This window comes from Streptomyces sp. NPDC023573 (assembly GCF_055559735.1).
Genome location: NZ_JBVHKB010000011.1, coordinates 174,890 through 201,739, shown reverse-complemented (window position 1 = coordinate 201,739; position 26,850 = coordinate 174,890). Strand labels below are relative to the sequence as shown.

Annotated in this window: 21 protein-coding genes and 1 riboswitch; of the genes, 15 read left to right on the top strand and 6 right to left on the bottom strand. The window is 72.1% G+C overall.

Annotation, left to right across the window (positions count from 1 at the left end):
- Positions 1 to 10: 10 nt before the first annotated feature.
- Positions 11 to 2,461 carry a DNA gyrase/topoisomerase IV subunit A gene (locus ACZ32T_RS30455; RefSeq protein WP_467370229.1) on the bottom strand — a complete coding sequence of 817 codons (2,451 nt, stop codon included), beginning with the start codon at positions 2,459 to 2,461 and terminating at the stop codon, positions 11 to 13.
- A gap of 249 nt (positions 2,462 to 2,710) precedes the next feature.
- On the opposite strand from ACZ32T_RS30455, the gene ACZ32T_RS30450 reads away from it, so the two are divergent.
- From ACZ32T_RS30450 to ACZ32T_RS30435, 4 genes are all read left to right on the top strand, one after another.
- Positions 2,711 to 4,063, top strand: a complete 1,353-nt coding sequence (locus ACZ32T_RS30450; protein WP_362940958.1) for a M16 family metallopeptidase — start codon at positions 2,711 to 2,713, stop codon at positions 4,061 to 4,063.
- A gap of 26 nt (positions 4,064 to 4,089) precedes the next feature.
- Positions 4,090 to 5,472, top strand: a complete 1,383-nt coding sequence (locus tag ACZ32T_RS30445; protein ID WP_467370303.1) for a M16 family metallopeptidase — start codon at positions 4,090 to 4,092, stop codon at positions 5,470 to 5,472.
- Positions 5,473 to 5,663: 191 nt separating this feature from the next.
- A riboswitch (cyclic di-AMP (ydaO/yuaA leader) is annotated at positions 5,664 to 5,830 on the top strand.
- A 13-nt stretch (positions 5,831 to 5,843) separates the two neighbouring features.
- On the top strand, positions 5,844 to 6,635 hold the full coding sequence (locus ACZ32T_RS30440; RefSeq protein ID WP_467270377.1) for a M23 family metallopeptidase: 792 nt from the start codon (positions 5,844 to 5,846) through the stop codon (positions 6,633 to 6,635).
- A gap of 224 nt (positions 6,636 to 6,859) precedes the next feature.
- Positions 6,860 to 7,558 (top strand): GntR family transcriptional regulator, encoded by a 699-nt coding sequence (locus ACZ32T_RS30435; RefSeq protein WP_467270375.1) that lies wholly within the window; start codon positions 6,860 to 6,862, stop codon positions 7,556 to 7,558.
- 193 nt (positions 7,559 to 7,751) lie between these two features.
- On the opposite strand, the gene ACZ32T_RS30430 is transcribed toward ACZ32T_RS30435, so the two are convergent.
- Positions 7,752 to 8,033, bottom strand: a complete 282-nt coding sequence (locus ACZ32T_RS30430; protein ID WP_356710256.1) for an HPr family phosphocarrier protein — start codon at positions 8,031 to 8,033, stop codon at positions 7,752 to 7,754.
- A 165-nt stretch (positions 8,034 to 8,198) separates the two neighbouring features.
- Between ACZ32T_RS30430 and ACZ32T_RS30425 the strand changes: the two genes are divergently transcribed.
- The 9 genes from ACZ32T_RS30425 to ACZ32T_RS30385 all read left to right on the top strand — a co-directional run bounded on the left by ACZ32T_RS30425 (position 8,199) and on the right by ACZ32T_RS30385 (position 19,686).
- Positions 8,199 to 11,066 carry a bifunctional acetate--CoA ligase family protein/GNAT family N-acetyltransferase gene (locus ACZ32T_RS30425; RefSeq protein ID WP_467270372.1) on the top strand — a complete coding sequence of 956 codons (2,868 nt, stop codon included), beginning with the start codon at positions 8,199 to 8,201 and terminating at the stop codon, positions 11,064 to 11,066.
- A 61-nt stretch (positions 11,067 to 11,127) separates the two neighbouring features.
- On the top strand, positions 11,128 to 11,724 hold the full coding sequence (locus ACZ32T_RS30420; protein ID WP_467270370.1) for a DUF5998 family protein: 597 nt from the start codon (positions 11,128 to 11,130) through the stop codon (positions 11,722 to 11,724).
- On the top strand, positions 11,724 to 12,911 hold the full coding sequence (locus tag ACZ32T_RS30415; RefSeq protein ID WP_467270368.1) for an alkaline phosphatase family protein: 1,188 nt from the start codon (positions 11,724 to 11,726) through the stop codon (positions 12,909 to 12,911). The genes ACZ32T_RS30420 and ACZ32T_RS30415 overlap by 1 nt, the downstream gene beginning before the upstream one ends.
- Before the next feature lie 58 nt (positions 12,912 to 12,969).
- Complete coding sequence (locus ACZ32T_RS30410) at positions 12,970 to 13,620, top strand: thymidine kinase (protein WP_467270366.1); 651 nt, start codon at positions 12,970 to 12,972, stop codon at positions 13,618 to 13,620.
- 203 nt (positions 13,621 to 13,823) lie between these two features.
- On the top strand, positions 13,824 to 15,056 hold the full coding sequence (locus tag ACZ32T_RS30405) for a sensor histidine kinase (protein ID WP_467370226.1): 1,233 nt from the start codon (positions 13,824 to 13,826) through the stop codon (positions 15,054 to 15,056).
- Entirely contained in the window at positions 15,056 to 15,730 is a 675-nt protein-coding gene (locus ACZ32T_RS30400) for a response regulator (RefSeq protein WP_467270362.1), read from the top strand. Before ACZ32T_RS30405 ends, ACZ32T_RS30400 begins: the two co-directional genes overlap by 1 nt.
- Positions 15,731 to 15,900: 170 nt before the next feature.
- Positions 15,901 to 16,332 (top strand): hypothetical protein, encoded by a 432-nt coding sequence (locus ACZ32T_RS30395; protein WP_467370222.1) that lies wholly within the window; start codon positions 15,901 to 15,903, stop codon positions 16,330 to 16,332.
- 22 nt (positions 16,333 to 16,354) lie between these two features.
- Complete coding sequence (locus ACZ32T_RS30390) at positions 16,355 to 17,122, top strand: ABC transporter ATP-binding protein (protein WP_467370219.1); 768 nt, start codon at positions 16,355 to 16,357, stop codon at positions 17,120 to 17,122.
- Entirely contained in the window at positions 17,119 to 19,686 is a 2,568-nt protein-coding gene (locus ACZ32T_RS30385; RefSeq protein WP_467370216.1) for an ABC transporter permease, read from the top strand. Before ACZ32T_RS30390 ends, ACZ32T_RS30385 begins: the two co-directional genes overlap by 4 nt.
- A 56-nt stretch (positions 19,687 to 19,742) precedes the next feature.
- Here ACZ32T_RS30385 and ACZ32T_RS30380 read toward each other — a convergent pair whose 3' ends face one another.
- Entirely contained in the window at positions 19,743 to 20,519 is a 777-nt protein-coding gene (locus tag ACZ32T_RS30380; RefSeq protein WP_467270354.1) for a VOC family protein, read from the bottom strand.
- 241 nt (positions 20,520 to 20,760) lie between these two features.
- Here ACZ32T_RS30380 and ACZ32T_RS30375 point away from each other — a divergent pair, with 241 nt between their 5' ends.
- Positions 20,761 to 21,588, top strand: a complete 828-nt coding sequence (locus tag ACZ32T_RS30375; protein WP_467270352.1) for a sulfurtransferase — start codon at positions 20,761 to 20,763, stop codon at positions 21,586 to 21,588.
- Positions 21,589 to 21,671: 83 nt separating this feature from the next.
- Here the strand turns inward: ACZ32T_RS30375 and sepH are convergent, their stop codons facing one another.
- Positions 21,672 to 22,736 (bottom strand): septation protein SepH, encoded by a 1,065-nt coding sequence (gene sepH, locus ACZ32T_RS30370; RefSeq protein ID WP_467370214.1) that lies wholly within the window; start codon positions 22,734 to 22,736, stop codon positions 21,672 to 21,674.
- Between the two features lie 498 nt (positions 22,737 to 23,234).
- On the opposite strand from sepH, the gene ACZ32T_RS30365 reads away from it, so the two are divergent.
- Positions 23,235 to 24,248, top strand: a complete 1,014-nt coding sequence (locus tag ACZ32T_RS30365) for a hypothetical protein (RefSeq protein ID WP_467270349.1) — start codon at positions 23,235 to 23,237, stop codon at positions 24,246 to 24,248.
- A gap of 33 nt (positions 24,249 to 24,281) precedes the next feature.
- Here the strand turns inward: ACZ32T_RS30365 and ACZ32T_RS30360 are convergent, their stop codons facing one another.
- Together ACZ32T_RS30360 and ACZ32T_RS30355 are read right to left on the bottom strand one after the other, a co-directional pair.
- Positions 24,282 to 25,601, bottom strand: a complete 1,320-nt coding sequence (locus tag ACZ32T_RS30360; RefSeq protein WP_467370210.1) for a D-arabinono-1,4-lactone oxidase — start codon at positions 25,599 to 25,601, stop codon at positions 24,282 to 24,284.
- Complete coding sequence (locus ACZ32T_RS30355) at positions 25,561 to 26,805, bottom strand: MFS transporter (protein ID WP_467270345.1); 1,245 nt, start codon at positions 26,803 to 26,805, stop codon at positions 25,561 to 25,563. Before ACZ32T_RS30355 ends, ACZ32T_RS30360 begins: the two co-directional genes overlap by 41 nt.
- Between the last annotated feature and the right edge of the window lie 45 nt (positions 26,806 to 26,850).

Genomic DNA, 26,850 nt, shown 5'->3' with positions numbered 1-26,850 from the left:
GCCGGATGTCCTACAGAGGTCCGGCGATCACCGCGACCGGACTCGTCAGCGGTGTGCCCGAACCGTCACGGCGCGGATCCGGGTCCGGAAGCTCGGCCGGCGTGCCGTTCTTCTGTGCCGCCCGTGCGGGGGTCTCGCCCGCCCAGGCGAACACCAGGACGTCCTCCCCCTTGAGGAAGCGCTGGCAGCGCACCCCGCCGGTGGCCCTGCCCTTGCGTGGGTACTGGTCGAACGGGGTGAGCTTCCAGGTCCGCTCGGAGTCGTCCAGCGTGCCGTGCGATCCGGCGACCGTGAACACCGCCGCGTCCGCGGAGGGATCCACCGCCGCGAACGAGAGGACGGTGGCGCCGGCGGCGAGCTTGACACCCGCCATGCCGCCCGCCGCGCGTCCCTGCGGGCGCACCGACGCGGCCGGATAGCGCAGCAGCTGGGCGTCCGACGTGATGAAGACCAGGTCCTCCTCGCCCGTACGCAACTGCTTGGCGCCGACGACCCGGTCACCGTCCTTCAGCGAGATGACCTCCAACTCGTCCTTGTTGGCGGGGTAGTCGGGCACCACACGCTTCACCACGCCCTGCAGGGTGCCGATGGCCAGGCCCTGCGCCTCCTCGTCGAGGGTGGTGAGGCAGATCAGCTCCTCGTCCGGCTCCAGCGTCAGGAACTCCGAGATCTGGGCACCGCCCGACAGGTTCGGCGCGGCATGGGTGTCCGGCAGCTGCGGCAGATCGATCACCGAGAGCCGGAGCAGCCGTCCGCCGGACGTCACCGCACCCACGTCCCCGCGCGCCGTCGCGGGCACGGCGGAGACGATCGCGTCGTGCTTCGTGCGCCTGGCGTCCTCGGCCTGGGGTACCGGCTCCGCGTTGGCCGTACGGGCCAGGAGGCCGGTCGAGGAGAGGAGCACCTGGCACGGGTCGTCGGCGACCTCCAGCGGCACGGAGGCGACCTGCGAGCCCGCCGACTCCAGCAGCACCGTGCGCCGGTCGGTGCCGAACTTCTTAGCCACCGCGGCCAGTTCGGCCGAGACCAGCTTGCGCAGCTCGGCGTCCGACTCCAGGATCGCGGTCAGCTGTGCGATCTCCTCGGTGAGCTTGTCGCGCTCGCTCTCCAGCTCGATCCTGTCGAAGCGCGTGAGCCTGCGCAGCGGGGTGTCCAGGATGTACTGGGTCTGGATCTCGCTCAGCGAGAAGCGCTCCATCAGGCGCTCCTTCGCCTGCGCCGAGTTGTCGCTGTCCCGGATGAGCCGGATGACCTCGTCGATGTCGAGCAGCGCCACGAGGAGGCCCTCGACCAGGTGCAGCCGGTTACGCCGCTTCGTCCGGCGGAACTCGCTGCGCCTGCGCACCACGTCGAAGCGGTGGTCGAGATAGACCTCGAGGAGCTCCTTGAGCCCCAGGGTGAGCGGCTGGCCGTCGACCAGTGCCACGTTGTTGATGCCGAAGGACTCCTCCATCGGCGTCAGCTTGTAGAGCTGCTCCAGCACGGCCTCCGGCACGAAGCCGTTCTTGACCTCGATCACCAGACGCAGACCGTGCGCACGGTCGGTGAGGTCCTTGACGTCCGCGATGCCCTGGAGCTTCTTCGAGCCGACGAGGTCCTTGATCTTGGCGATCACCTTCTCGGGACCGACGGTGAAGGGCAGTTCGGTGACGACGAGACCCTTGCGACGGGCCGTGACGCTCTCTATGGCGACCGTGGCGCGGATCTTGAACGTGCCGCGTCCCGCGGCGTAGGCGTCCTTGATGCCGCCGAGGCCGACGATCCTGCCGCCGGTGGGCAGGTCGGGACCCGGGACGAAGCGCATCAGCGTCTCGAGGTCCGCGCCCGGGTGCCGGATGAGGTGGCGGGCGGCGGCGATGACCTCGCCGAGGTTGTGCGGGGGCATGTTGGTCGCCATGCCGACCGCGATCCCGGAAGCGCCGTTGACCAGGAGGTTCGGGTACGCGGCCGGGAGGACGACCGGCTCCTGCTCCTGGCCGTCGTAGTTCGACTGGTAGTCGACGGTGTCCTCGTCGATCGACTCCGTCATCAGCGACGTGGCGTCGGCCATCCGGCACTCGGTGTACCGCATGGCGGCCGGGGGGTCGTCGTTGCCCAGGGAGCCGAAGTTGCCGTGCCCGTCGACGAGGGGCAGGCGCATCGAGAACGGCTGTGCCATGCGCACCAGTGCGTCGTAGATCGACGCGTCACCGTGCGGGTGCAGTTTGCCCATCACTTCGCCGACGACGCGTGCGCACTTCACGTAGCCGCGGTCGGGGCGGAGCCCCATCTCGTTCATCTGGGACACGATGCGGCGGTGTACGGGCTTCATGCCGTCGCGGGCGTCGGGCAGAGCCCTGGAGTAGATCACCGAGTACGCGTACTCGAGGAAGGAGCCCTGCATTTCGTCGACGACGTCGATGTCGAGGATCTTCTCCTCGAAGTCGTCCGGCGGCGGGGTTTTCGTGCTGCGGCGGGCCATCGCGGCTGCGACTCCTTCACAGATTCTGTCGGGCAACCTCAGGTTCTGACGCCGACCATTGTGGCCCGCCGTACTGACAACACCGACCTCGACCCGTCCGAAGCGGTCCTCAGGGCCTCCGCGGGGGCCCCGGATCACGGCAGTATCCACGACGACATCCACCCGACGGGAACTTCGCCGGGCGCCCGCGCGCTTGGTCTTAGAGTGGCAGGTCCGGCAGGAAATCCTGTACCGATCGAAGGGACGTACATGCCCATGGGTCACACGGCCACAGCCCAGGCCGGTTCCGGCGGCTTGACGGCGACCGAGCACCGTCTGGCCAACGGCCTGCGCGTGGTGCTCTCCGAGGACCATCTGACCCCCGTCGCCGCGGTCTGCCTCTGGTACGACGTCGGCTCCCGCCACGAGGTCAAGGGGCGTACGGGTCTGGCGCACCTCTTCGAGCACCTGATGTTCCAGGGCTCGGGCCAGGTCAAGGGGAACGGGCACTTCGAGCTCGTGCAGGGGGCCGGCGGTTCCCTGAACGGCACGACCAGCTTCGAGCGCACCAACTACTTCGAGACGATGCCCACACACCAGCTGGAGCTGGCCCTGTGGCTCGAGGCCGACCGGATGGGCTCCCTGCTCGCCGCGCTCGACGAGGAGTCCATGGAGAACCAGCGCGACGTCGTGAAGAACGAGCGCCGCCAGCGCTACGACAACGTCCCGTACGGCACGGCCTTCGAGAAGCTCACCGCTCTCGCCTACCCGGCCGGCCACCCGTACCACCACACGCCGATCGGCTCGATGGCCGACCTGGACGCGGCGACGCTCGAGGACGCGCAGGCGTTCTTCCGTACGTACTACGCGCCGAACAACGCGGTGCTCTCCGTGGTGGGGGACATCGACCCGGAGCAGACGCTCGCGTGGATCGAGAAGTACTTCGGCTCCATCCCCTCGCACGACGGCAAGCAGCCCCCGCGCGACGGCACGCTGCCCGGCATCATCGGCGAGCAGCTGCGCGAAGTGGTCCAGGAAGAGGTCCCCGCGCGTGCGTTGATGGCCGCCTACCGGCTGCCGCACGACGGCACCCGCGAGTGTGACGCCGCGGACCTGGCCCTGACGGTGCTCGGCGGCGGTGAGTCGTCCCGCCTGCACAACCGGCTGGTGCGCCGTGACCGTACGGCGGTGGCCGCCGGATTCGGGCTGCTCAGGCTGGCCGGCGCGCCGTCGCTCGGCTGGCTGGACGTCAAGACGTCCGGGGGTGTCGAGGTGCCGCAGATCGAGGCGGCCGTCGACGAGGAGCTGGCCCGGTTCGCCGAGGAGGGCCCCACGCCGGAGGAGATGGAGCGCGCGCAGGCCCAGTTGGAGCGTGAGTGGCTCGACCGTCTCGGCACGGTCGCCGGCCGCGCGGACGAACTGTGCCGGTACGCCGTTTTGTTCGGCGACCCGCAGCTCGCCCTGACCGCGGTGGGCCGGGTGCTCGACGTGACGGCCGACGAGGTCAAGGCAGCCGCCCGGGCGCACCTGCGCCCCGACAACCGTGCGGTCCTGGTCTACGAGCCGGTCGAACCGGCCGACGAGACCGAGGGCACCGACGCGCCCGAGGGGGCCGACAAGTGACCGACGCCGCCGTGACTGGAGTAGCGATGGAGTACCACCCGCAGCCGACCGCCGGCGAGGCCAGGCCCTGGGCCTTCCCCGCGCCCGATCGCGGCGCCCTGCCCAACGGGCTGACCGTGCTGCGCTGCCACCGGCCCGGCCAGCAGGTCGTCGCCGTGGAGATCTTCCTCGACGCCCCGCTGGACGCCGAGCCCGAGGGCCTGGACGGTGTGGCCACGATCATGGCGCGCGCGCTGTCCGAGGGCACGGACAAACACTCCGCCGAGGAGTTCGCCGCCGAGCTGGAGCGCTGCGGCGCCACGCTGGACGCCCACGCGGACCACCCGGGTGTCCGCGTCTCCCTGGAGGTACCGGTCTCCCGGCTGGCCAAGGCCCTCGGCCTGGTCGCGGAGGCGCTGCGGGCCCCGGCCTTCGCGGAGGGCGAGATCGAGCGTCTGGTGGGCAACCGACTCGACGAGATCCCGCACGAGCAGGCCAACCCGGCCCGGCGCGCGGCCAAGCAGCTCTCCAAGGAGCTCTTCCCCGCCACCGCGCGGATGTCGCGCCCCCGCCAGGGCACCGAGGAGACGGTCCGGCGGATCGACGCCGCCGCCGTACGCGCGTTCTACGACGCCCATGTCCGCCCGTCCACGGCGACGGCGGTCGTCGTCGGCGACCTCACCGGCGTGGACCTGGACGCGCTGCTCTCCGAGACCGTCGGTGACTGGTCGGGCAATGCCGGCCAGGCCCGGCCCGTGCCCCCGATCACCGCGGACGACACCGGCCGTGTGGTCATCGTGGACCGTCCCGGAGCCGTGCAGACGCAGCTGCTGATCGGCCGGATCGGCGCCGACCGGCACGACAGCGTGTGGCCCGCCCAGGTCCTCGGCACGTACTGCCTGGGAGGCACTCTGACCTCCCGGCTGGACCGCGTGCTGCGCGAGGAGAAGGGCTACACCTACGGTGTCCGGGCCTTCGGACAGGTGCTGCGCTCGACGGCGCCCGGTTCCTCGTCCGGTGCGGCGGGCGCCGCGATGCTCGCCATCAGCGGCTCCGTCGACACCGAGTCCACCGGGCCCGCGCTGGACGACCTCTGGAAGGTCCTGCGCACCCTGGCGGCCGAGGGGCTCACCGACGCCGAGCGGGAGACCGCCGTGCAGAACCTCGTGGGCGTCGCCCCGCTCAAGTACGAGACGGCGGCCTCCGTCGCGGGCACCCTGGCCGACCAGGTGGAGCAGCACCTCCCGGACGACTACCAGGCGAAGCTGTACGCACGCCTGGCCGACACCGGCACGGTCGAGGCGACCGCCGCCGTGGTCAACGCGTTCCCGGTCGACCGGCTGGTCACCGTCCTGGTCGGGGACGCCGCTCAGATCAAGGAGCCCGTGGAGGCGCTCGGTATCGGTGAGGTGTCGGTCGTCAGCGGCTGACAGAACCGGACATGACGGACCCCGGCGGGTGCACTCCCGCCGGGGTTCTGTCATTTGTCCGTCTTGCGGAGAAGGTAGCGATTCGCCCTGTGGGATGTGCGACAAAAGGCCCTTTCCGTTTGGCGGGGGAAAGGCTCCCGATCTAGCGTCGGCGCGGCTGTCCGCCGGACGATTGCCGCGCCCGCGGCGCCGGACAGCCATCGCCGAGTCCCCGTCAGGCGCGAGCCTGGGGAGCCGGGGACCCACGAAGTCCCTGGGGTGAATCGGATCCCTGAACCTCGTTGAGGCCCAGGGGCCCGTAGGAGACCTTCCTGCTCCGAACCCGTCAGCTAACCCGGTAGGCGAGAAGGAAGGAAAGGACCAGCCCCTCCATGGCGTTCATCCGTGCCACCGGGAAGCACCGTGCCCCGAGCCGCCTGACGCGCAAGAGCGCCAAGGTCGCCGGCGTCGCCGCCCTGGCCACCACCGGCGTACTCGGTGCCACCGCCTCCCCGGCCCTCGCCGCGGACTCCGAGGTCACCGCGGGCAGTACCGGCCTGACACAGACGGTCGCTCTCGACACCACTCTCGCCGCCCAGATCGAGGCTCAGGCGAAGGCTCAGAAGCATCAGGCCGACGTCGCCGCGAAGGCCGCGGCCGAAGCGAAGGCCAAGGCGGAGGCGAAGGCCGAGGCCGAGCGCAAGGCGGAGGCCCGCGCCGAGGAGGCCCGCGAGGAGAAGGCGCGCGCCGCCCGCGCCGCCGAACGTGCCCGGCGGGGCGCCTTCCACCTTCCCGTCGCCGGTTCCCACGTCACCACCGGCTACAAGTCCGGTGGCACGCTCTGGTCCTCCGGCTCCCACTCCGGCGTGGACTTCCAGGCCGCTTCCGGCAGCTCGGTCGTAGCGGTCGGCGCCGGTACGGTCGTCGAGGCCGGCTGGGGCGGCGCCTACGGCAACAACATCGTGCTCAGGATGAAGGACGGCACGTACACCCAGTACGGTCACCTCTCCTCGATCGGCGTCTCCGTCGGCCAGAGCGTCGGCTCCGGCGAGCAGATCGGCCTCTCCGGGTCGACCGGCAACTCCACCGGGCCGCACCTGCACTTCGAGGCACGGACCACCCCCGAGTACGGCTCGGACATGGACCCCGTCGCCTACCTCCGCGCCCACGGCGTCCAGGTCTGATCCCGCTCCGCACCGCGATCTCCCGTCGAAGGCCCCGGCACCCGCCGGGGCCTTCGACGTGTCCCGGTGCCGGACGCGTGCCGAAGCCCCCGCGGAAGTGCTTCCAGGCCAAAAGATATCCATGGATTCCACCCCGCCATCGGAAATTCCGGCCGGTTGCAATAGAGTCACAGAACAGGCGTCGATCGGCCGCGTTTCGCGGGGATTAAGGCGGAGGTTCGGACATGCGCATTCCCGCGCATTCGGTATGCACGGCAATCCGTGACGACATCGTCTCCGGTGTCTTCGAGCGCGGCAGCCGCCTCACCGAAGAGGTGCTCGCGCGTCGCTACGGCGTCTCCCGCGTTCCCGTACGCGAGGCGCTGCGCACCCTGGAGTCCGAAGGCTTCGTCGTCACCCGCCGGCACGCGGGTGCCTGTGTCGCCGAGCCCACCGAGCAGGAGGCGGCCGACCTCCTGGAGATGCGCATGCTCCTGGAGCCCCTCGGGGCCGCACGCGCCGCCCAGCGCCGCACCGAGGCGCATCTCAAGGTGCTCCGCGGCCTGGTCAGGCTGGGCCAGGAGCGGGTGCGCCGGGGTGAGGGGGAGGATCTGCGCTCCCTGGGCGGCTGGTTCCACGAGACGCTGGCGCAGGCATCGGGGAGCCCCGCGCTGATCGCTCTGCTCACCCAGCTACGGCACAAGATCGCCTGGATGTACGCGGTCGAGCAGCCGGTCAGCCCCGCGAACTCATGGGCCGAGCACGGTGCTCTGGTCGACGCCGTGGCCCGCCGCGACCCGGAGCGTGCCAGGGTGCTCGCCACCCAGCACGCCGAGCGGGCGACAGCGGCCCACCGGCTGCGGCGCGCGCCGGGGCACACGCCCGGCCAGACCCGGGTGAGGACTTCGCAACACCCCGTAAACATCGCGGGAGTCCGTCATTAACAATTGCGCCGTATACAAAGAGGGTAATTATCGGAGGGCTTTCTTTCTGCTGCCCTGATCCGTGCTTTCCGGAGCGCTGTCGTCATTTTCCCGGAGTGCTGTCGCCCCGGTCCGGGAAACAGAAAAGCCGCGGCTCCCGGTCGGGGGTGCCGCGGCTTTCCGCAGAGAGAATTCCGGTGCGAAGTGGCCGGAATCAGACGGTCTCCGGGAGCTCCTCGAGCCCTTCGGCGACCAGCTTGGCCAGACGGTCCAGAGCGGCCTCGGCGTTGTCCGCCTCGGACGCGAGCACGATCTCCTCGCCGCCCTGGGCACCCAGACCGAGCACCGCGAGCATGGAGGCGGCGTTCACCGGGTTGCCGTCGGCCTTGGAGATCGTCACCGGGACGCCGGAGGCCGTGGCGGCACGGACGAAGATGGAAGCGGGGCGGGCGTGCAGGCCCTCGGCCCAACCGACGTTGACGCGGCGCTCAGCCATGGTTCTGCCCTTCACGTAACAATGGGTTGTCTAGACCAGTCTCGCACAGCGGTGCGCACCGCCGTGCCCGGCATCACCGCCGGCCGCCCTCCGTCCGCCGGCTCCCTCAGCGTGCCCTCGCCGCCAACCCGCCGCGACCGGTGTCGCGGGCCGTAGGCTTTGCCCATGGAGCCCACTCCGGAGCAGAGTCCGCATCACGCGTACCCCGATCACTGGGAGGCGGACGTGGTGCTCCGCGACGGTGGCACCGCGCGGATCAGGCCCATCACCACGGACGACGCCGGGCGGCTGGTCAGCTTCTACGAGCAGGTGTCCGACGAATCGAAGTACTACCGCTTCTTCGCCCCTTATCCGCGTCTCTCCGCGCGTGACGTGCACCGCTTCACCCATCACGACTACGTCGACCGGGTGGGGCTGGCCGTCACGATCGGCGGCGAGTTCATCGCCACCGTCCGCTTCGACCGGATCAACGAACAGGGCAGGCCCGCCTCGGCCCCCGCCGACGAGGCGGAGGTCGCCTTCCTCGTGCAGGACGCCCACCAGGGCCGCGGCGTGGCGTCCGCCCTCCTCGAACACATCGCGGCGGTGGCCAGGGAGCGGGGGATCCGCCGGTTCGCCGCAGAGGTGCTCCCCGCCAACAACAAGATGATCAAGGTGTTCCGGGACGCGGGCTTCACCCAGCAGCGCAGCTTCGAGGACGGCTCCGTCCACCTCACTCTCGATCTGGAGCCCACGGCCGAGTCCCTCGCCGTCCAGCGCGCCCGTGAGCAGCGAGCCGAGGCGCGCTCCGTGCAGCGCCTGTTGGCCCCCGGTTCCGTCGCGGTCATCGGTGTCGGCCGCACGCCCGGCGGTGTGGGCCGGACCGTGCTGCGCAACCTCCTGGGCTCGGGCTTCACCGGGCGCACGTACGCCGTGAACACCTCCTTCACCGCCGATACGGGAACGGTCGACGGGGTGCCCGCGCACCGGTCGGTGGGCGGGATCGGCGAGCAGGTCGATCTCGCGGTCGTCGCCGTTCCGGCCGGCCGGGTGCCCGAGGTCGTGGCCGACTGCGGCGAGAACGGCGTCCAGGGCCTCGTGGTCATCTCCGCCGGTTACGCCGAGCGGGGCACCGAAGGCCGGGAACGGCAGCGGGAACTCGTCCGGCAGGCACGCTCCTACGGCATGCGGATCATCGGCCCGAACGCCTTCGGCATCATCAACACCTCCGGCACGGTCCGCCTCAACGCCTCCCTCGCCCCCGAGTCGCCCGACGCCGGGCGCATCGGGCTCTTCACCCAGTCGGGCGCCATCGGCATCGCCGTCCTGTCCGGCCTCCACCGCAGGGGCGCGGGGCTGTCGGCCTTCATCTCCGCGGGCAACCGTGCCGATGTCTCCGGCAACGACTTCCTCCAGTACTGGTACGAGGACCAGGACACCGATGTCGCCCTGCTCTACCTCGAATCACTGGGCAACCCGCGCAAGTTCACCCGGCTCGCCCGCCGGACCGCCGCCGTGAAGCCGGTGGTCGTGGTGAAGGGCGCCCGGCACAGCGGATCCAATCCCCCGGGCCACGCCGTCCCCGTCAGCCGTATCCCCGACGCGACGGTCTCCGCGCTGATGCGTCAGGCGGGCGTCATCCGCGTCGACACCGTGACGGAGATGGTCGACGTCGGCCTCCTCCTTGCCGGCCAGCCCCTCCCGGACGGTCCCCGCGTGGCGATCCTGGGCAACTCCGAGTCGCTCGGCCTCCTCACCTACGACGCATGCATGGCGGAGGGGCTCCGCCCGCGCCCGCCCCGCGACCTCACCACGACGGCCGGCCCGCAGGACTTCCGTGACGCGCTGGCCGAGGCGCTCGCCGACCGGACCTGCGACGCCGTGATCGTGACCGCGATCCCCTGGGTGGGGGAGAACGGCGAGGCGGAGACCGGCGACGGCGAGGTCCTGGCGGCCGCCCTGCGCGAAGCGGCGGCCGACGGTCCCGCCAAGCCCGTGTCCGTGGTGCACGTGGAGATGGGCGGCCTGGCGCAGGCCCTCGCCGCCGCCACGAGCACGGCCGCGCCGCGCGAAACCGGGCGGCCGGCCGCCCCCGCGACAGCCCCGCCCCCGCCCGCCCCCGCTCCCCGGGCGGACGAGGCGGGCGCCCCGGCAACCGCTGCGGACGGCTCGTCCGCCGGGCGGATCCCCGCCTACCCCGCAGCGGAGCGAGCCGTCCGCGCGCTCGCCGAGGCGGTGAAGTACGCCCAGTGGCGGCGTCAGGCGGCCGCCCCCGGCAGGGTGCCCGAATTCCTGGACGACACCATCGACGAGCACGGGACCGCCGCGCTGATCGAGACGCTGCTCGGCCCGAGCCCCGACCCGCGCGGCCGCCCGCTGACCCATGACGAGGCCCGTGAGCTGCTCGCCCGCTACGGCGTCACCGTGCGGCCGGCGCTCCCCGCCCCCGACCCGGAGGCGGCCGTCGCCGCCGCCGGGAAGATCGGCTACCCGGTGGCCCTCAAGACCACCGCCCCCCATCTCAGGCATCGCGCCGACCTCGGTGGTGTCCGGCTCGATCTCGCCGGCGAGCACGCGCTGCGCCGGGCGTACGACGAACTGACCGACCTGCTGGGCACACCCGCCGAGCTGCGCCCCGTCGTCCAGGCCATGGCCCCCAGGGGTGTCGACACCGTGGTCAGGGCGTCCATCGACGCCGCCGCCGGTGCCGTGCTCTCCTTCGGCCTGGCCGGTGCGCCCTCCGAGCTGCTGGGCGACACGGCCCACCGCCTCGTCCCCGCCACCGACCGCGACGCGGCCGAGCTGATCCGCTCCATCAAGGCGGCTCCGGTGCTGTTCGGCTGGCGCGGCTCCGCGCCGGCGGACACCACGGCGCTCGAAGAGCTCCTCCTGCGGGTGTCCCGGCTGGTCGACGACCACCCCGAGGTGGTCTCGGTCGCCCTGGAACCCGTCGTCGTGGCCACCCACGGCCTGACGGTGCTCGGAGCGAGCGTCCGGCTCGCCCCGCCACCCGCCCGCAACGACCTCGGCCCCCGCCGGCTCCCCAGCTACTGAACGCCCACGGACCCGCGCACAGCGTCCCCGGCAGTCACCGGCCCCCCGTAGGATGGTTCCCATGGCAAAGACCGGTACGACGACCCAGGGGCTGCGCGCGGCGATCGAGCGCAGCGGCTACTACCCGGCCCTCGTGGCCGAGGCGGTGGAGGCCGCCGTCGGCGGGGAACCGGTCGCTTCGTACCTGGTGCATCAGGAGACGACCTTCGACTCCAACGAGGTCCGGCGCCATGTCACGGTCCTCGTCCTGACGGACACGCGCTTCATCGTCAGCCACACCGACGAGCAGGCCGCCGACACCAGCTCCCCGACGCCGTACGCCACGACGTCCACCGAGTCGGTCAAGCTCGACCGGATCTCGTCCGTCGTCGTCAGCCGCGTCGTCGCCAACCCGGAGAAGTACGTGCCCGGCACGCTGCCCCGCGAGGTCGTCCTGACCATCGGCTGGGGCGCCGTCTCCCGCATCGACCTCGAGCCCGCGGCCTGCGGCGACCCCAACTGCGAGGCCGACCACGGCTACACGGGCAGCTCCACCGCCGACGACCTGAGCCTGCGTGTCAGCGAGGCCGGGGACGGCCCGGACACCGTGCGCCAGACCCTCGCCTTCGCCCAGTCCCTCTCCGAGGCCACGGCCGCGACCCCGGCGAGCCCCCGCTGATGGTCCAGCCCGCATGGCAGGACCCCGTCCTGCTCGCCCCCGAGGACGCGCCCGTACCCGAATACGGGACCGGTTCGCTCGCGGACCTGCTGCCGACGCTGGTCGCGGGACAGGGCGTACCCGGCTTCGAGGCGAGGATCCCGGAGCTCACCCCCGCCGACCGCAACTGCGTCTTCCTGATCGACGGACTCGGCTGGGAGCAGATCAAGGCCCACCCGGACGAGGCCCCCTTCCTGCACTCGCTGCTCCCCACCTCCCGCGGCGGCACCGGCCGGCCGGTCACGTCGGGCTTCCCGTCGACCACGGCGACCTCGCTCGCCTCCGTCGGTACGGGCCTGCCCCCGGGCGAGCACGGCCTGCCCGGCTACACGGTGCGCAACCCGGCGTCGGGCGCGCTCATGAACCAGCTCCGCTGGAAGCCGTGGACCGACCTCAAGGCCTGGCAGCCGCACCCGACCGTCTTCAAGCTCGCCGACGCCGCCGGAGTGCGCACGGCTCAGGTCTCCGCCCCCGACTTCGAGCAGACGCCCCTGACCAAGGTCGCGCTCAGCGGCGGTTCCTTCCTCGGCCGGCTCACCGGCGAGGACCGGATGGACCTCGCGGCGGAGCGGCTCGCCGCAGGCGACAGGTCCCTCGTCTACACGTACTACAGCGAGGTCGACGGCCAGGGGCACCGCTTCGGCGTCGACTCCGATGCCTGGCGGGGTCAGCTGATGTACGTCGACGGGCTCGCCCGGCGCCTCGCCGAGCAGCTGCCGCCCCGCTCGGCGCTGTACATCACCGCCGACCACGGGATGATCGACATCCCGTTCGACGAGCACTCCCGGATCGACTTCGACGAGGACTGGGAACTGAGTGCCGGGGTCGCCCTGCTGGGCGGCGAGGGGCGTGCCCGTCATGTGTACGCGGTGCCCGGGGCGGAGGCGGACGTGCTGACCGTCTGGCGCGAGGTGCTCGGCGAGCAGTTCTGGGTGGCGAGCCGTGACGAGGCCGTCGCGGCGGGCTGGTTCGGCCCGCGGATCGACGAGCGGGTGCACGGCAGGATCGGCGACGTGGTGGCCGCCGCCCACGACGACGTGGTGATCACCGCCTCGGCCAAGGAGCCCCACGAGTCCGCGATGGTGGGCATGCACGGTTCGCTGACCCCCGTGGAACAGCTGGTTCCGCTCCTCGAAGTACGCTCCTAGCCGGTCTTTTCGGTTCCTTCCACCCGCACAATCCTTCTCGAAAGGCGCGCCACCTCTCATGCCCGAGCTCGTGTTCTTCTCCGGGACGATGGACTGCGGAAAGAGCACCCTGGCTCTCCAGATCGGGCACAACCGCTCGGCGAGAGGGCTTCAGGGCGTGATCTTCACTCGGGACGACCGCGCTGGTGAAGGCAAGCTGTCCTCACGGCTGGGCCTGGTCACGGAGGCCGTCGAGGCGGACGAGGCGATGGACCTGTACGCGTACCTGGTCGCTCAACTGACCAAGGGCGGCAGGGCCGACTACGTGATCGTGGACGAAGCGCAGTTCCTGGCCCCGGCCCAGATCGATCAACTGGCCCGCGTCGTGGACGACTTGGGCATGGATGTCTTCGCCTTCGGTATCACGACGGACTTCCGCACGAGACTGTTCCCCGGTTCACAGCGACTGATCGAGCTGGCCGACCGGGTCGAGCAGCTCCAGGTCGAGGCTCTCTGCTGGTGTGGAGCCCGCGCCACGCACAACGCGCGGACCATAGAGGGTGAGATGGTCGTCGAGGGGGCTCAGGTCGTGGTCGGTGACGTGGACCGGCCGATGGGCGAGATCGGCTACGAAGTGCTCTGCCGCCGCCATCACCGGCGCCGGATGACCGCCGCGTCCGCGCACACGGGTGCGCTGTCCCCGGATGTTCTGCCTGTCTCGTCCGCCTGACGCCCGGGCCGCCGTGACCTGGGGTGCTTCCGCCGTCGTAGTACCCGCGCCTCCCCGGCGTCGCTGTGCCGCACACCGGTCCCGCGGTGAGGCAGTATGGGCGCGAGAGGGCGTCGCCCTCATCGTGAAGTCCTCGCGGTCCGACGGTACTTGTGCCGCAGACCACGCGGTCGCGCTCCCGCCGGAGGGGAAGGGTACGACGGTTGGCTGAGGAGAGGACGGCCTGGTCCCCGTCGGCCTGGATGACGCTGTCCGGCCGGTACGGACGCGCCGTCGCCCGGGCGTGCGACCTGGGTATCGTGCTGGCGGTCCTGGTGGCGGCGTGGCATTACGACGCCGAGTACGACCTGACCCTGGGCGGTCTCATGGCACTGTGCCTGCTGGCCCGCAGGCGGTTCCCCAGCACGGTCATGGCAGTCGTGCTGGCGCTGAGCCTGGTCCAGTTCGTCCTGTACGGCCTGTCCGAGATGCCGCTGACGTCGGCGCCGGCCTCGTACGACGTGGCCGTGCTCTTCGCCATGATGTCGGTCATCCACCATTCCCGGACGACCTGGATGCCGTATCTCGCCGGCGCCGTGGTGCTGCTCGCCACGGCGGCCGGGACGGTGGGGGTGCCGGCTCTCGGCATCGAGCCGTTCGTCGATCCGCAGACGCTCCTGATCTTCTGGGGGCTGACGCTGACGGTCTGGCTCACCGCCTTCGCCCTGCACACGCGCCGCCTCTACGCCGAGAGCCAGGCGGCCCGCGCCTGGCACGTCGAGCGGGAACAGGAGCAGCGCGTCCGGCTGGCCGCGGCCCGGGAGCGGGCCGAGATCGCCCGTGAACTGCACGACGTGGTGGCGCACAGCCTGGCCGTGATGATCCTTCAGGCCGACGGCGCCGAGTCCGTGCTGCGGAAGTCGCCGGACATGGCGCAGTCCGCGCTGAAGACGATCGCCGCCACGGGCCGGGACGCGATCGACGACATGCACCGCATCGTCCGGGTGTTGCGCGAGGGGCACGCCGACTCCGCCGACAGCGACCCGCCACGGCGCCTGGTCACCCTCGACGAGATCCAGGTCGTCGCCGAACGCGCACGGACCGCCGGGCTGACCGTGGACGTGTCGGTGGAGGTCGGCGAAGGACGGCTGTCGCCGGCTGAGGAGATAACAGCCTTCCGCATCGTCCAGGAGAGCCTCACGAACGTGCTCCGCCACGCCGGAACCGGGGCCGGGGTCGGCATCCGGCTCCACGAGGAACAAGGCACACTGCTGATCGGTGTGGTCGACGACGGAGCGGGCAGCCTCGCCGGCCGGGGCGTCGGCGGGCGCTCCGGAGGGAACGGGCTGGTGGGGATGCGGGAGCGGGTGGAGCTCGCCGGCGGCAGCTTCGAGGCCGGCCCCCGGCTCGGCAGCGGATGGCACGTACGTGCCTCGATCCCGACAAGGACGAAGTGATGACGCAGGCAGACAGACCTATCCGAGTGGCCGTGGTGGACGACCAGCCGCTGATCAGGGCCGGTTTCTCCATGGTGCTGGCCGGTCAGGACGACATCGAGGTCGTGGGCGAGGCGGAGAACGGGGCGGACGCCCTCGACCTGCTGCGGAAGGTCGAGGCGGACGTCGTGATCATGGACATCCGGATGCCCGTCATGGACGGCATCCAGGCCACGGAGCAGCTGATGCGGATGGACGATCCGCCCGGGGTGCTGGTGCTGACCACCTTCGACAACGACGAGGACGCGTTCGCGGCGCTGCGCAGCGGAGCCGGCGGCTTCCTGCTGAAGAACGCTCCCGCCTCGGAGGTCGTGAACGCCATCCGGGTCCTGGCCGCGGGGGAGTCGGTGGTGGCGCCGCGTATCACCCGGCTGCTCCTCGACCGCGTGTCCGACCGGCTGGGGCCGGCGAACGGACAGGCCGAGCGGCTGGACGTCCTCACCGCACGCGAGCGGGACGTGCTCGCCCTGGTCGCCCGGGGACTGTCCAACGCCGAGATCGCCAGGGACCTGTTCGTCGCGCAGGCCACGGTGAAGACGCACCTGGGCAACCTCATGGCGAAGCTGCACCTGCGGGACCGTGCCCAGGCCGTCGCGTTCGCCTACGAGTCGGGGCTCGTCCGTCCCTCCCCCTGAGAGTGCAGGAGCGCCGCCGGGTTCTGCCCCTGGAGGCGCAGGAACGACCTCGCCCGGCGTCGCAGATCCGCCGCCACCGATCTCGGATCCGTGGCCGATGCCCGGCGGGCCGCCGGACTCCAGACTTCTCACTGTCGCCGAACGCGGCCGAGAACACACTGGAGGACCGGATGGACACCACGCCCACCACGCAGAACCGCAAGCGGAACCGCATCGTCATCGGCGCGGTCACGGCCGTGGTCGCCGCTGCCCTGGTCGCCGGGGCGGGATTCTGGTGGCAGGACCGCAACGAACTCAGCCAGGCGTCCGCCGAAGACTGCCGGCTGGCCCAGCGCATCATCACCGACGCCGAGGCGGTCTCCGCCGGCCCCGTGCCGGACGCGGAGAAGTGGTGGAGGAAGACGGGCGACGAGCGCCGCGCGCAGATGAAGGACGGATACCTCGGAGCCAAGATCTCCCAGTACGAGGGCTGGGCGCTCGAGACCGCCAGGAAGTCCCCCGAAGCGCCGTCAGCGAAGGACGTGAAGAACCTCCAGGAGGACGCGCGGGGACACTGCTCGGATTCCGGCGTCACCCTCTCCATGCCGCCGCTCGGCTCCTGATCCGGATCGCGGAACCGTCCCCATGGCTCTCCACACCGCCCGCGGCCACACGCCGGACGACGTCATCACCGCCACCGCCTTGGTCAAGACCTACCATCAGGGCACCGACGAGGTGCGAGCCCTCGACGAGCTGTCCGTCGGTTTCCGGCGCGCCCGGTTGACCGCCGTCGTCGGCCCCTCCGGGTCAGGGAAGTCGACCCTGATGCACTGCGCCGCCGGCCTCGAAACCGTCACCTCCGGCAGCGTGGTCCTGGACGGAACGGAGATCACCGGGTTGACCGACCGGCAGCTGACCCGGGTGCGCCGGGAGCGGGTCGGGTTCGTCTTCCAGTCGTTCAACCTCCTTCCCCAGCTGACGGCCTACGAGAACATCGTGCTGCCCGTGGCCATGTCCGGCCGGCGCCCGGACCGCAAGCTGGTGGACCACCTCTGCGACGTCCTCGGCATCGCCCACCGGGTGTCCCACCGTCCTGCCGAACTGTCAGGGGGCCAGCAGCAGCGGGTCGCCGTGGCCAGGGCTCTGGTGACCCGTCCGGCCGTGGTCTTCGCCGACGAACCCACCGGTAGCCTCGACTCCCGGGCCGGCGCCGAAGTGCTCACCATGCTGCGCCGGTCCGTCGACGACCTCGGCCAGTCGGTCGTGATGGTCACCCACGACCCCGTCGCCGCGGGGTACGCGGACCGGGTGCTGACCCTCGCGGACGGACGTGTCGTGAAGGACGAGTACGCCGCCCCCTCCGGGCGGGCCGTCGCACCCGCCACCGATGTCGGGGAGAGGCGGCGACGATGACTCCGTGGCGTGCGACCGTCCTGGGCTCCCAGGTGGCGGAACTCCTGAGGCGGCCCGGACGGTTCGCGGCGACCGGACTGTCGCTGACGATCGCGGCATTCGTCGTCTTCGGGGCCGTCATGGCCCATCAGATCATCACCGCGACCGCGGTCGAGAAGTTCCGCGGAACACCGGCAGCGGTGTCCCTGGTGGTCACGCCCGGCGACGAGGGCGAGGACATCGGCGAGGCGCGCCTCAGCGAGATCCGGAAGACGCCCGGAGTCACCGAGGCCGTCGGCCGGATGGACGGCGGCAGCCCGCTGGCCGGCAGCGCCGTCGAACGCTACCTCGATCTCTCCGCGGACCCGGGCACCGGCGCCTTGTCGGAAGTCCGGCTCCTCAGCGGCACCTACCCCTTCGGACCGGGCCGGCTCGCCGTCAACACCCAGGCCGCGAAGGAATACGGTCTCGCCCCGGGATCCTCGCTCACGCTGCTGCGGCCCGAAGCCGACGGCGAAGGCACCCGACGGGTGACGGCCGAGGTCAGCGGCATCGTCCGCAGCACCGCCACGACCGGCGCGGAGCCCACGGGGTACGCACCCGGCCCCCGGCTCGGCGAGCTGCTCGGCGCGCCGGGATACTCCCGCATCGACATCCGCGCCGAAACGCCCTCCTCCGCGGCCGGTCCGGCGCGGGCGGAGCTGACGGAGCGTATCCGGCAGGCGGTGCCCGGAGCGCAGGTGCGCCCCGGGGACGAGATCCGGGAGGAGGAGGCCCGCGAGGCGGTGGCGGAGGCGAAGGACGTCCTGGAGCTGGTCACCGTCTTTCTCGCCGTCGCCGTCGGCGCGGCCGTACTCGTCGCGACCTCCACCTTCCGTATCGTCTTCGCACGGCGCGTACGTCAACTGGCGCTGCTGCGCGCCATCGGGGCGACCTCTCGACGGCTGGCCGCCGCCCTCGTCGTCGAAGGGGCGGTGGTAGGCCTGCTGGCCGGCTCGACCGGTGTGCTGGCGTCCTGGGTCTGCGGGCAACTCGTCCCTCCGGTAGCCGGGTGGCTCGGGCACGACCTGTTCGCCCCCTCCCGGGTCCCGTCGGCGGAGGCCGTTCTCACCGTTCTCGGCACCGCTCTCCTGGCGGTCCTGGCGGTGCTGGCTCCCTCCCTGAGCGCCTCACGGGTCTCCCCGCTGCAGGCCCTGCGGAGTGCGGCGGGCGGACAGGACACGGCGGGCGGCACAGGGCGGACCCTGCTCGGTCTGCTGTGCGCGGGGGGCGCCGCGGCCCTGGCGTGGCAGCAGTACGGCGGGCTGCCCCAGCCCGGCGACACGGAGTACGACCGGTTCGAGGCGCTGACCCTCGTGGTGCTCTCGGGCGGGCTGGCCTTCCTGGCCCTGATCGCACTCGGCCCCCGTCTGGCCAGGCCGGTGCTGTCGGCCGTCGCCGTGCCCCTGCGCCGCACCGGTGCGGCCGGGCGCCTCGCGGTCGCGGGCGTCGGGGGAGCGCCGGGACGGGCGGCCTCGGTCTCGGTCGTCGTCGCCCTCGGCATCTGCCTGGTCGGCTCGACCCTGACCTGCCTCGCCTCCCTGAACGCCTACGAGCGGTACCGGCAGGCGGTGGAGGCACCCGCCGACTTCCACCTGTTCGCGAGAGACAGCGACTCGCTGGACCGGCTGCTGGCAGCCGATCTGGCCTCTCACCCCGAACTGGCCGATGTGACCGCGTTCCGCACGGCGGAGGTCCTGGAGAGCACCCGCAGCGCGACGATCTCCGACCTCGACCTCGGCGCCGTCCGCTCCGGCGTGGGCCTGACCGCCCGTACCGGTTCCCTCGGTCACCTCGGCCCCGCCCACGTCGTCGTCGACGCCGACCACGCCCATCGGCTCGGCGTCCGGGCGGGCGACCGTGTGACGCTGAAGTTCGAGGGCCGTCCCGTCCAGCTCACCGTAGCGGCGACGCTGCCCGGAAGCGGTCCCTACGGGGCGAACTTCTTCGTCCCCGCCGCAGACCTCAGCCGTATGGGAATGGCAGCGGTGCCCACCACGGTCACCGCGAACGCCGCGCGGGACGACGCTCAAGGGCGGATACGCGCACAGCACGCCATCACCGACACGTTGACCGGCCCGGAGCGCGGCGACGGACGGGTCATCGCTGAGGACACGGCCGGACAGGCGGCGGAGTCGGACGATCTGCGGACGATGGCCATGACGGTGATCATGGTCCTGGCGCTGACCGTCCTGGTGGCGGTCGCCGGAGTCGCGACCACGGCGAGTCTCACCGTCGTCGAACGCAAGCGTGAGTTCGGGCTGTTGCGGGCCCTGGGTCTCGGCGCGGGGGCCGTGCACCGCATGGTCACGGTGGAGTGCGCGCTCTACGGCGTACTGGGCGGAGTCCTCGGTCTGGCCCTCGGCATGCCCTACTCCTGGCTGGTGGTCCGTGTCGCCCGGACCAGCGCCCCGTTCAGCGTCCCCGCGGGGGAGCTCGCGGCGGCCTTCGGCGTCCTCGTCCTGGTGACCGCCGCCGCGGGAACGGTGCCCGCCCTCAGGGCCTCCCGTACCTCACCGACAGTCGCCGCAGCCCGGACCGAGTAGCCGGCAAGCGGGCGGAGGCGGACGGGAACACCGCGTCGCCGGTATCGGTACGGGCGTCAATTGCCGGGCGGTCGCACGATCGTGAACACCGCACCCTCCGGGTCCGCGACCGTCGCCAGCCTGCCGCTGGAGGCCTCACGCGGCGGCTGCAGCACGTGCCCGCCGAGCTCGACGACCCGCGCCGTCGCCTCGTCGGTGTCGGCCACCTGGAAATACGTCATCCAGTGGGGCCCCCGGTCGCGCGGCAGGGCGTGCCCCACGCCGTGCAGGGCCGCCACCGGGCGGCCCCGCAGGTGGAGGGTCTGGTAGTCGAAGTCGGCCGAGACGACCGCCTCGGTCCCGAATCCGAACACGGTCTGGTAGAACTTGGCGACCGACGCGGTCTCCCGGGTCACCAGCTCGTTCCACACGGGCGTGCCCGGGGTGCCCGCCAGGGCGGTACCGAGGTGCTCGGCGGCCTGCCAGACACCGAAGACGGCGCCGCTCGGGTCCGACGCGATCAGGAGGCGGCCCGCGTTCCCGGCGTCGAGGGGCCCCACGGCCACCGTCCCGCCGCAGGAGCGGATCGACTCCGCCGTGGCGTCCGCGTCCTCGGTGGCGAGATAGGTCGTCCAGGCGATCGGGAGGTGCCGGCCGGGCGGCAGCTGCCCGATGCCCGCGACCTCCTTGCCGCCCAGCAGCGCGCGGACGTACGGTCCCAGCTGCTCGGGCCCGGGCTGGAACTCCCAGCCGAACAGCCGGCTGTAGAACTGCTGGGTCGCGGTCAGGCCGTGCACGATCAGACTCACCCAGCACGGTGCTCCAGGGGTACGCCGGGCGGCAGCCTCGGTCATCTTCTTCTCTCTCCTCGTACCATCGGGGTGGCCGTAAGGGGGGACGGGGCCTGTGCGGTGTCCAGCGGCACGGATACGGGTGCGTACGCTCCGTGCAGATGCTCGCACCACTGAGCCTCCGAGGCACCCCGGCCGCGCCGCGTTTCGCGGCTCCGCTCAGCGTGAAGTCCGCTTTCTTGCGATACATCCACTTCGGTATCGCGTCACCGAGGGCGGTCGCCCCTGCGCGAAGATGGCACCCATGAAGCCCATCATCACCGCATCCGAATACCTGAGCGAGTCCGCCGGTCCGCGCCCGCCCGTGCTCCTGGACATCCGCTGGCAGCTCGGCGGACCGAACGGCCGCGCCGACTACGAGGCCGGGCACATCCCGGGCGCGGTCTTCGTCGACCTCGACTCCGAGCTCGCGGGTCCGGCGGGCAGCGGCGGCCGTCATCCCCTGCCGGACCCGGAGGCCTTCGGAGCCGTCATGCGGCGGGCGGGGGTCGGCCAGGACAGCCCGGTGGTGGTCTACGACGGCGGTCAGGGCTGGGCGGCGGCCCGGGCGTGGTGGCTGCTGCGCTGGACCGGGCACGCCGACGTCCGCGTCCTGGACGGCGGCCTCGCCGCGTGGACCGGCGACCTCACCACCCGCGTCCCGGAGCCCGTCGAGGGCGACTTCCGGCCCCAGCCGGGCGCGCTCGGCCTCCTCGACGCGGACGCGGCCGCGGATCTGGCCCGCTCCGGTCTGCTGCTCGACGCACGGGCCGCGGAGCGCTACCGGGGGGACGTGGAGCCGATCGACCGCGTCGGCGGCCACATCCCCGGCGCGGTGTCGGCGCCGACCACGCAGAACGTCGGCGAGGACGGGCGCTTCCTGGCCGCCGAGGCCCTCGCCTCCCGCTTCGCCGGCCTGGGGGCCGACGGCGGCACCCAGGTCGGCGTCTACTGCGGCTCCGGCGTCTCGGGCGCGCATGAGGTACTGGCACTGGAGCTCGCCGGGTACCGGGCCGCCCTGTACGCCGGGTCCTGGTCGGAGTGGTCCTCGGACGGGTCCCGCCCCGTCGCCACCGGGCCGGACCCCGCCTGACGCGACCGGGATCCGGACGGAGCGAGGGCCCGCACGCGGCTGCGTACGGGCCCTCCTCATGTCACGGTCACCCAGGCCGGTCCTCAGTCCTGCTTCTTCCTGCGTGTGCCGAAGACGATCTCGTCCCAGCTCGGTACCGCCGCCCGGCGGCCCGGACGCACACCGTCCGCCTCGGCCTGGCGGTCCGTCGTCCCGGTCAGCCTGTCGCGGTGGCCGGCCACCGCGCGGGGCATCAGCACGTCGGCGTAGGCGGATCCCGCACCGGCGGACGCCGCCGCGGCCGGCGGCTCGTCGGCCTCGGGCTCCTCCTGCTGCGCGGGCTCGAGGGCGGGCGGCTCGGGCTGCGAAGGCCGCTCCGGGACGACCATGTCGCCACGGAAGCTCGGCACCGCCTCCAGGAGGCTGGTCAGCGAGTCGCGCTCGCCGGCGGACACACCGCTGACGCGCTCCTCCGGATCCGGCGCGGGGGGAGCCGGACGCTCGATCTGGCGGTCCAGCGCACGGTCCAGCGGCCGGTCGCGCGGCAGCCGCGCGATCCGGGGTACGAACGGGAAGCTCGGCTCCGGAGCCGCGGCGTCGTCGGTCTCGCCGATCAGCGAGCGCGCCTCCTCGTCCACGGCCTGTACGAGCCGCCGCGGCGGGTCGTACGTCCAGCTCGCGGAGTGCGGTTCGCCCGCGACGCGGTAGACCAGGAGGACCTCCCAGGTGCCGTCGTCCCGGCGCCAGGAGTCCCACTGGACGGTCTCCCTGTCGGCTCCGCGCAGCAGCAGCCGCTCCTGCACCGCCTCGCCGAGCTGGGGACCGGTGTTCTCGCCGGGGCGCCGCACCGGAGTCTTCCGGGCGCGCTCGGCCATGAACGCGCGCTCCGCGAGCACGGGGCCCTCGAAGCGGCGTACCCGGTCCACCGGGATGCCGGCGAACTGGGCGACCTCCTCGGCGGAGGCACCGGCGCGTATACGCGCCTGGATGTCGCGCGGGCGGAGATGGCTCTCCACCTCGATCTCGATCTGGCCGAGCCGGGCGCGGTCGTTGCGCACGGCGGCACGCAGCCGCTCATCGATCGGAAGCGTGTACTCCGTGCTGTCTGCAGCCTTGAGCACCAGTCGTGTGCCGTCGTTTGAGACGGCCACGACACGCAGTTCGGGCATGGGAACCTCCCGGGTGGTGCCTGCCGACGTCACGTGCGTCGCTGCTTCCGCTAGTCGAGTGTGACCTGCCCGGGTTCAGCCTGCCACAACCTTGCCAAGTTGCCCGGCGTGTCGGGCCTCGGCCCTGGAACACCAGGATGGCACGGTTACCTGTTTACGATGCGGAGTGACCGGGTGGTCGCTCCATGTAGCAGGCGCCCGTGCGATGCCGCGGCGCCGCCGGTTCGGGTGCCGTCCTTCGGCCCCCTCCCGTAGGTTCCGGATGCCCATGTGGGAGTCCGGCCCCAGGGCTCGCCACAGTACTCCATTCGGGCCATGTGGGTGGACCGGCGCGCCGCCGAAGTTCTCGCCGGGTACGGGAGTTGGGTCACCCGGATGTCTGCGGTATGCCCTCAATGAGTGTGCTGCTTCACAAAATCTCCAGAATCGGAACTATTTGATTCGCTCAAATGTCCCTTCCTGGTGCAAGGTGGGGTAGTTGTCGAGCAGGGGCTGATCATGGTTCAGAAGCCGCAGAGCGGTGCGGAACGCAAGGAAAGGCGCATAGATCTGAGCCTCCCGCAGGTTGCGGGCAGTGCCGTCGCGGCGGTCGCGGCGGCGGTGATGGCCTCGCAGCTCGGCGTGTACGGAACCATTGCCGGCGCCGGGGTGATGAGCGTGGTGGCCACCTGCGGAGGCTCGGTCTTCCAGCACTTCTTCCGCCGCACCGGCGAGCAGATCCGTGAAGTAACCGTCCAGGTGAAGCACCCTGCGGGACGTCAGGTGACCGTGCACACCAGGGAGACGCTTCCCGGCCCGCAGCGGCCGGAGGACGACGCGACGCGGGTCCTGCGCACGGTGGAGTCCGGCGCGGACCGCACGACGGTGCTGCGGCAGGTCGGGCCGGGGGAGGCGGGGCCCGGCGGTGCGCATCCCGGGAGCCCGGCCCCCGACGAGGGGTTCCCGGGCGGCCGGCGCCCCGGCGTCGCGCTCCCGGACGGTTCCTACTCCGACGCCCGCACGCACGGCACGCGCGTCCGCGGCTGGAAGCGTTCGGCCCTCGCGGCCACAGGGGTCTTCGTCCTGTCGATGGCCGGGATCACGGTGTACGAAATGGTCTCCGGGCACGATCTGGGGGGCGACGGAAGGACCACCATCGGCACCGTCGTGAGCGGCGAGCGCCACGGTGGGCCGACCTCCCCCTCGCCCTCGCCGTCGGACAGCGCGGGCCAGGAGGACGAGGGGGATCAGGGGGACGACAGGAACGCTCCCGGCAGCGGGAGCCCGACCCCGCCCGGCACCGGCCGGGACGACGGCGGGAGCGCGCCGCCGGACCCCTCGGTCGGCGACGGACCGGCCACCGGACCCGCCCCCACGCCGTCGGCGTCCGGCGGGGTCACGACCCCGGAAGCCACCACCCCGGCGGAACCGGGCGACACCGGCACCACGCCTGCCACGCCGGACCCGACCGGGACCGAGGAGGCCCCGGACCAGCAGGGCGGGGACACCGCCGGGAGCGGCACGGACCGGTGAGCGGGTCCCCGCGTGTGCGGGAACGGCCCCCGCTCAGTCCCCGAGCACGCGGCGCAGGTAGTCGTTGGCGAACAGCCGGTCCGGGTCGAGGCGGTCGCGTACGGCGGTGAACTCGCCGAACCGCGGATAGCTCCCGGCCAGGTAGCCGGCGTCACGGGTGTGGATCTTGCCCCAGTGCGGGCGGCCGTCGTATCCCGTCATGATCCGCTCGACGGCGGTGAAGTACGCCTGGTAGGGCGTGCCCCGGTACAGATGCACCGCGATGTACGCGCTCTCCCGGCCCGAGGCCGTGGAGAGCGCGATGTCGTCCGCGGGGGCCGTGCGGACCTCCACCGGGAAGCTGATCCGAAGCGGCGAGCGCTCCACCATCGCCTTGAGCTCCCGCAGGGCCTCGACCGCCGCCTCGCGAGGCAGGGCGTACTCCATCTCGACGAAGCGCACCCGCCGCGGGCTGGTGAACACCTTGTAGGCGATGTCGGTGTACGTACGGGCCGACAGGGCGCGGCTGGAGATCCTGGCGAGGGAGGGTATGGCCGCGGGAACCGCCCTCCCGAACGAACAGGCGACCTGGAAGACGCCGTTGGAGAGGAGCTCGTCCTCGATCCAGCCGCTCAGCCGCCCGGGCGGAGCGATGGGGCCCGCGCTCCGGTTGTTGCGTTTGGTGTTGCAGTTCCCGGTGTGAGGGAACCAGTAGAACTCGAAGTGCTCGTTCTCCGCGACGAGCTGATCAAAATCGGCCGTGACCCGGTCGAAGGTCATCGGCTCCTCGCGGGCCGTCAGCAGGAAGGCCGGCTCCACCGCGAACGTGACCGCGGTGATCACGCCGAGCGCCCCGAGCCCGATCCGGGCCGCCGCGAACACGTCCGGGTGTTCGTCGGCCGAGCAGCGCAGCACCGTGCCGTCGGCCGTGACCAGCTCCAGCGCGCGTATCTGCGCGGCCACCGACGCCGAGTCGCGGCCGGTGCCGTGGGTGCCGGTCGAGACGGCCCCGGCGACCGTCTGCTCCATGATGTCGCCCATGTTGGTGAGGGAGAGCCCCTCGCGGGCGAGCGCGCCGTTGAGACGCTTCAGCGGTGTGCCGGCCTCGACGGTCACGGTCATCGCCCGGCGGTCGACGCCGCGGATACCGGTGAGGAGATCCGGACGTATGAGGACGCCCTCGGTGGCGGCGGTCGCGGTGAACGAATGACCGGTGCCGACCGGCTTGACCGTCAGGCCCTCGTCGGACGCCCTGCGGAGCACGTCGGCGAGCTCGTCGACGGAGGCGGGGGACTCGACGCGGGCGGGCCGGGCGGTGACGTTGCCCGCCCAGTTACGCCACGTGTTCGCCGTCCGTGCGTAGGTCTCGGTCATCTTCCCCGCGCCCTCCCCTAGGAACCGGCTCCGCGAGCCGGCGGTACCCCAGGAACGCCACCGCGGCCGCGAGCGCTCCCGCCACGGCGGGCACCGCGTACCCCGCCCCGGCCCCGGAGGCGTCGACCACCCAGCCCGCGGCGGAGGAGCCGAGTGCCACTCCGACGGCGAGTCCGGTGCTGGTCCAGGTCATGCCCTCGGTCAGCTGGGTGCGCGGTACGTGCTGTTCGACGAGGGCCATCGTGGTGACCATCGTCGGTGCGATGGCGAGGCCCGCGACAAAGAGCGCCACGGCCAGGAACGGCAGGCTCCCGGCCAGTTGGAGGGGGATCATACTCACGGCCATCGCGCACACCCCCACCAGCCACCGGGTGGACGGCTTCCCCCGCAGGTGCACCAGGCCGAAGACGGCACCGGCGAGGCAGGACCCCAGGGCGTAGACGGCGAGCACGAGACTGGCCGCCGCCTGGTGGCCGCGCTCCTCGGCGAAGGCCACGGTCACCACGTCGACCGCTCCGAAGATCGCCCCGGTGGCGACGAAGGCGGCCACCAGCACCTGGAGCCCGGGCGAGCGGAGGGCCGAGCCGCCCGTGCGGTGCTCCTTCGGATGCGGCCGGGGTTCGGTGGCCCGCTGGGCCGTCAGCCAGAAGACGCCGGTCACGAGGAACACACCGGCGACCAGGGGGCCCGCCTCCGGGAACCACGCGGTGGACAGACCGATGGAGACGATGGGCCCGAAGATGAAGCACACCTCGTCGACGATCGACTCCCAGGAGTACGCCGTGTGCAGCTGACGGCCGGACCCCCGGTAGATCTCCGCCCAGCGGGCCCGGACCATCGAGCCCATGCTGGGCACGCAGCCCGCGCCGGCCGCGAAGACGAACAGGGTCCAGTCCGGCAGCCGCTGCTGGGCGCAGATCAGGAGCCCCGCCACCGCCGCCGCCGCGACCAGGGTCACCGGGCGCAGCACGCGCCGCTGCCCGTACCGGTCGACCAGCCGGGAGACCTGCGGGCCCATCACGGCCGCCGCCATGGCCAGCGTGGCGGAGAGCGCCCCGGCCAGCCCGTAGCGGCCGGTCATCTGGGAGACCATCGTCACGACGCCGATGCCCATCATGGCCAGCGGCATCCGGCCGAAGAATCCCGCCGCGGAGAACCTCAGGGACCCGGGGGCGGCGAAGATGGCGTGGTAGGGGCTGGGCAAGGGGCGCTCCGGGAAAGCCTGTCAGGTGTATGGGTGGCCGATACA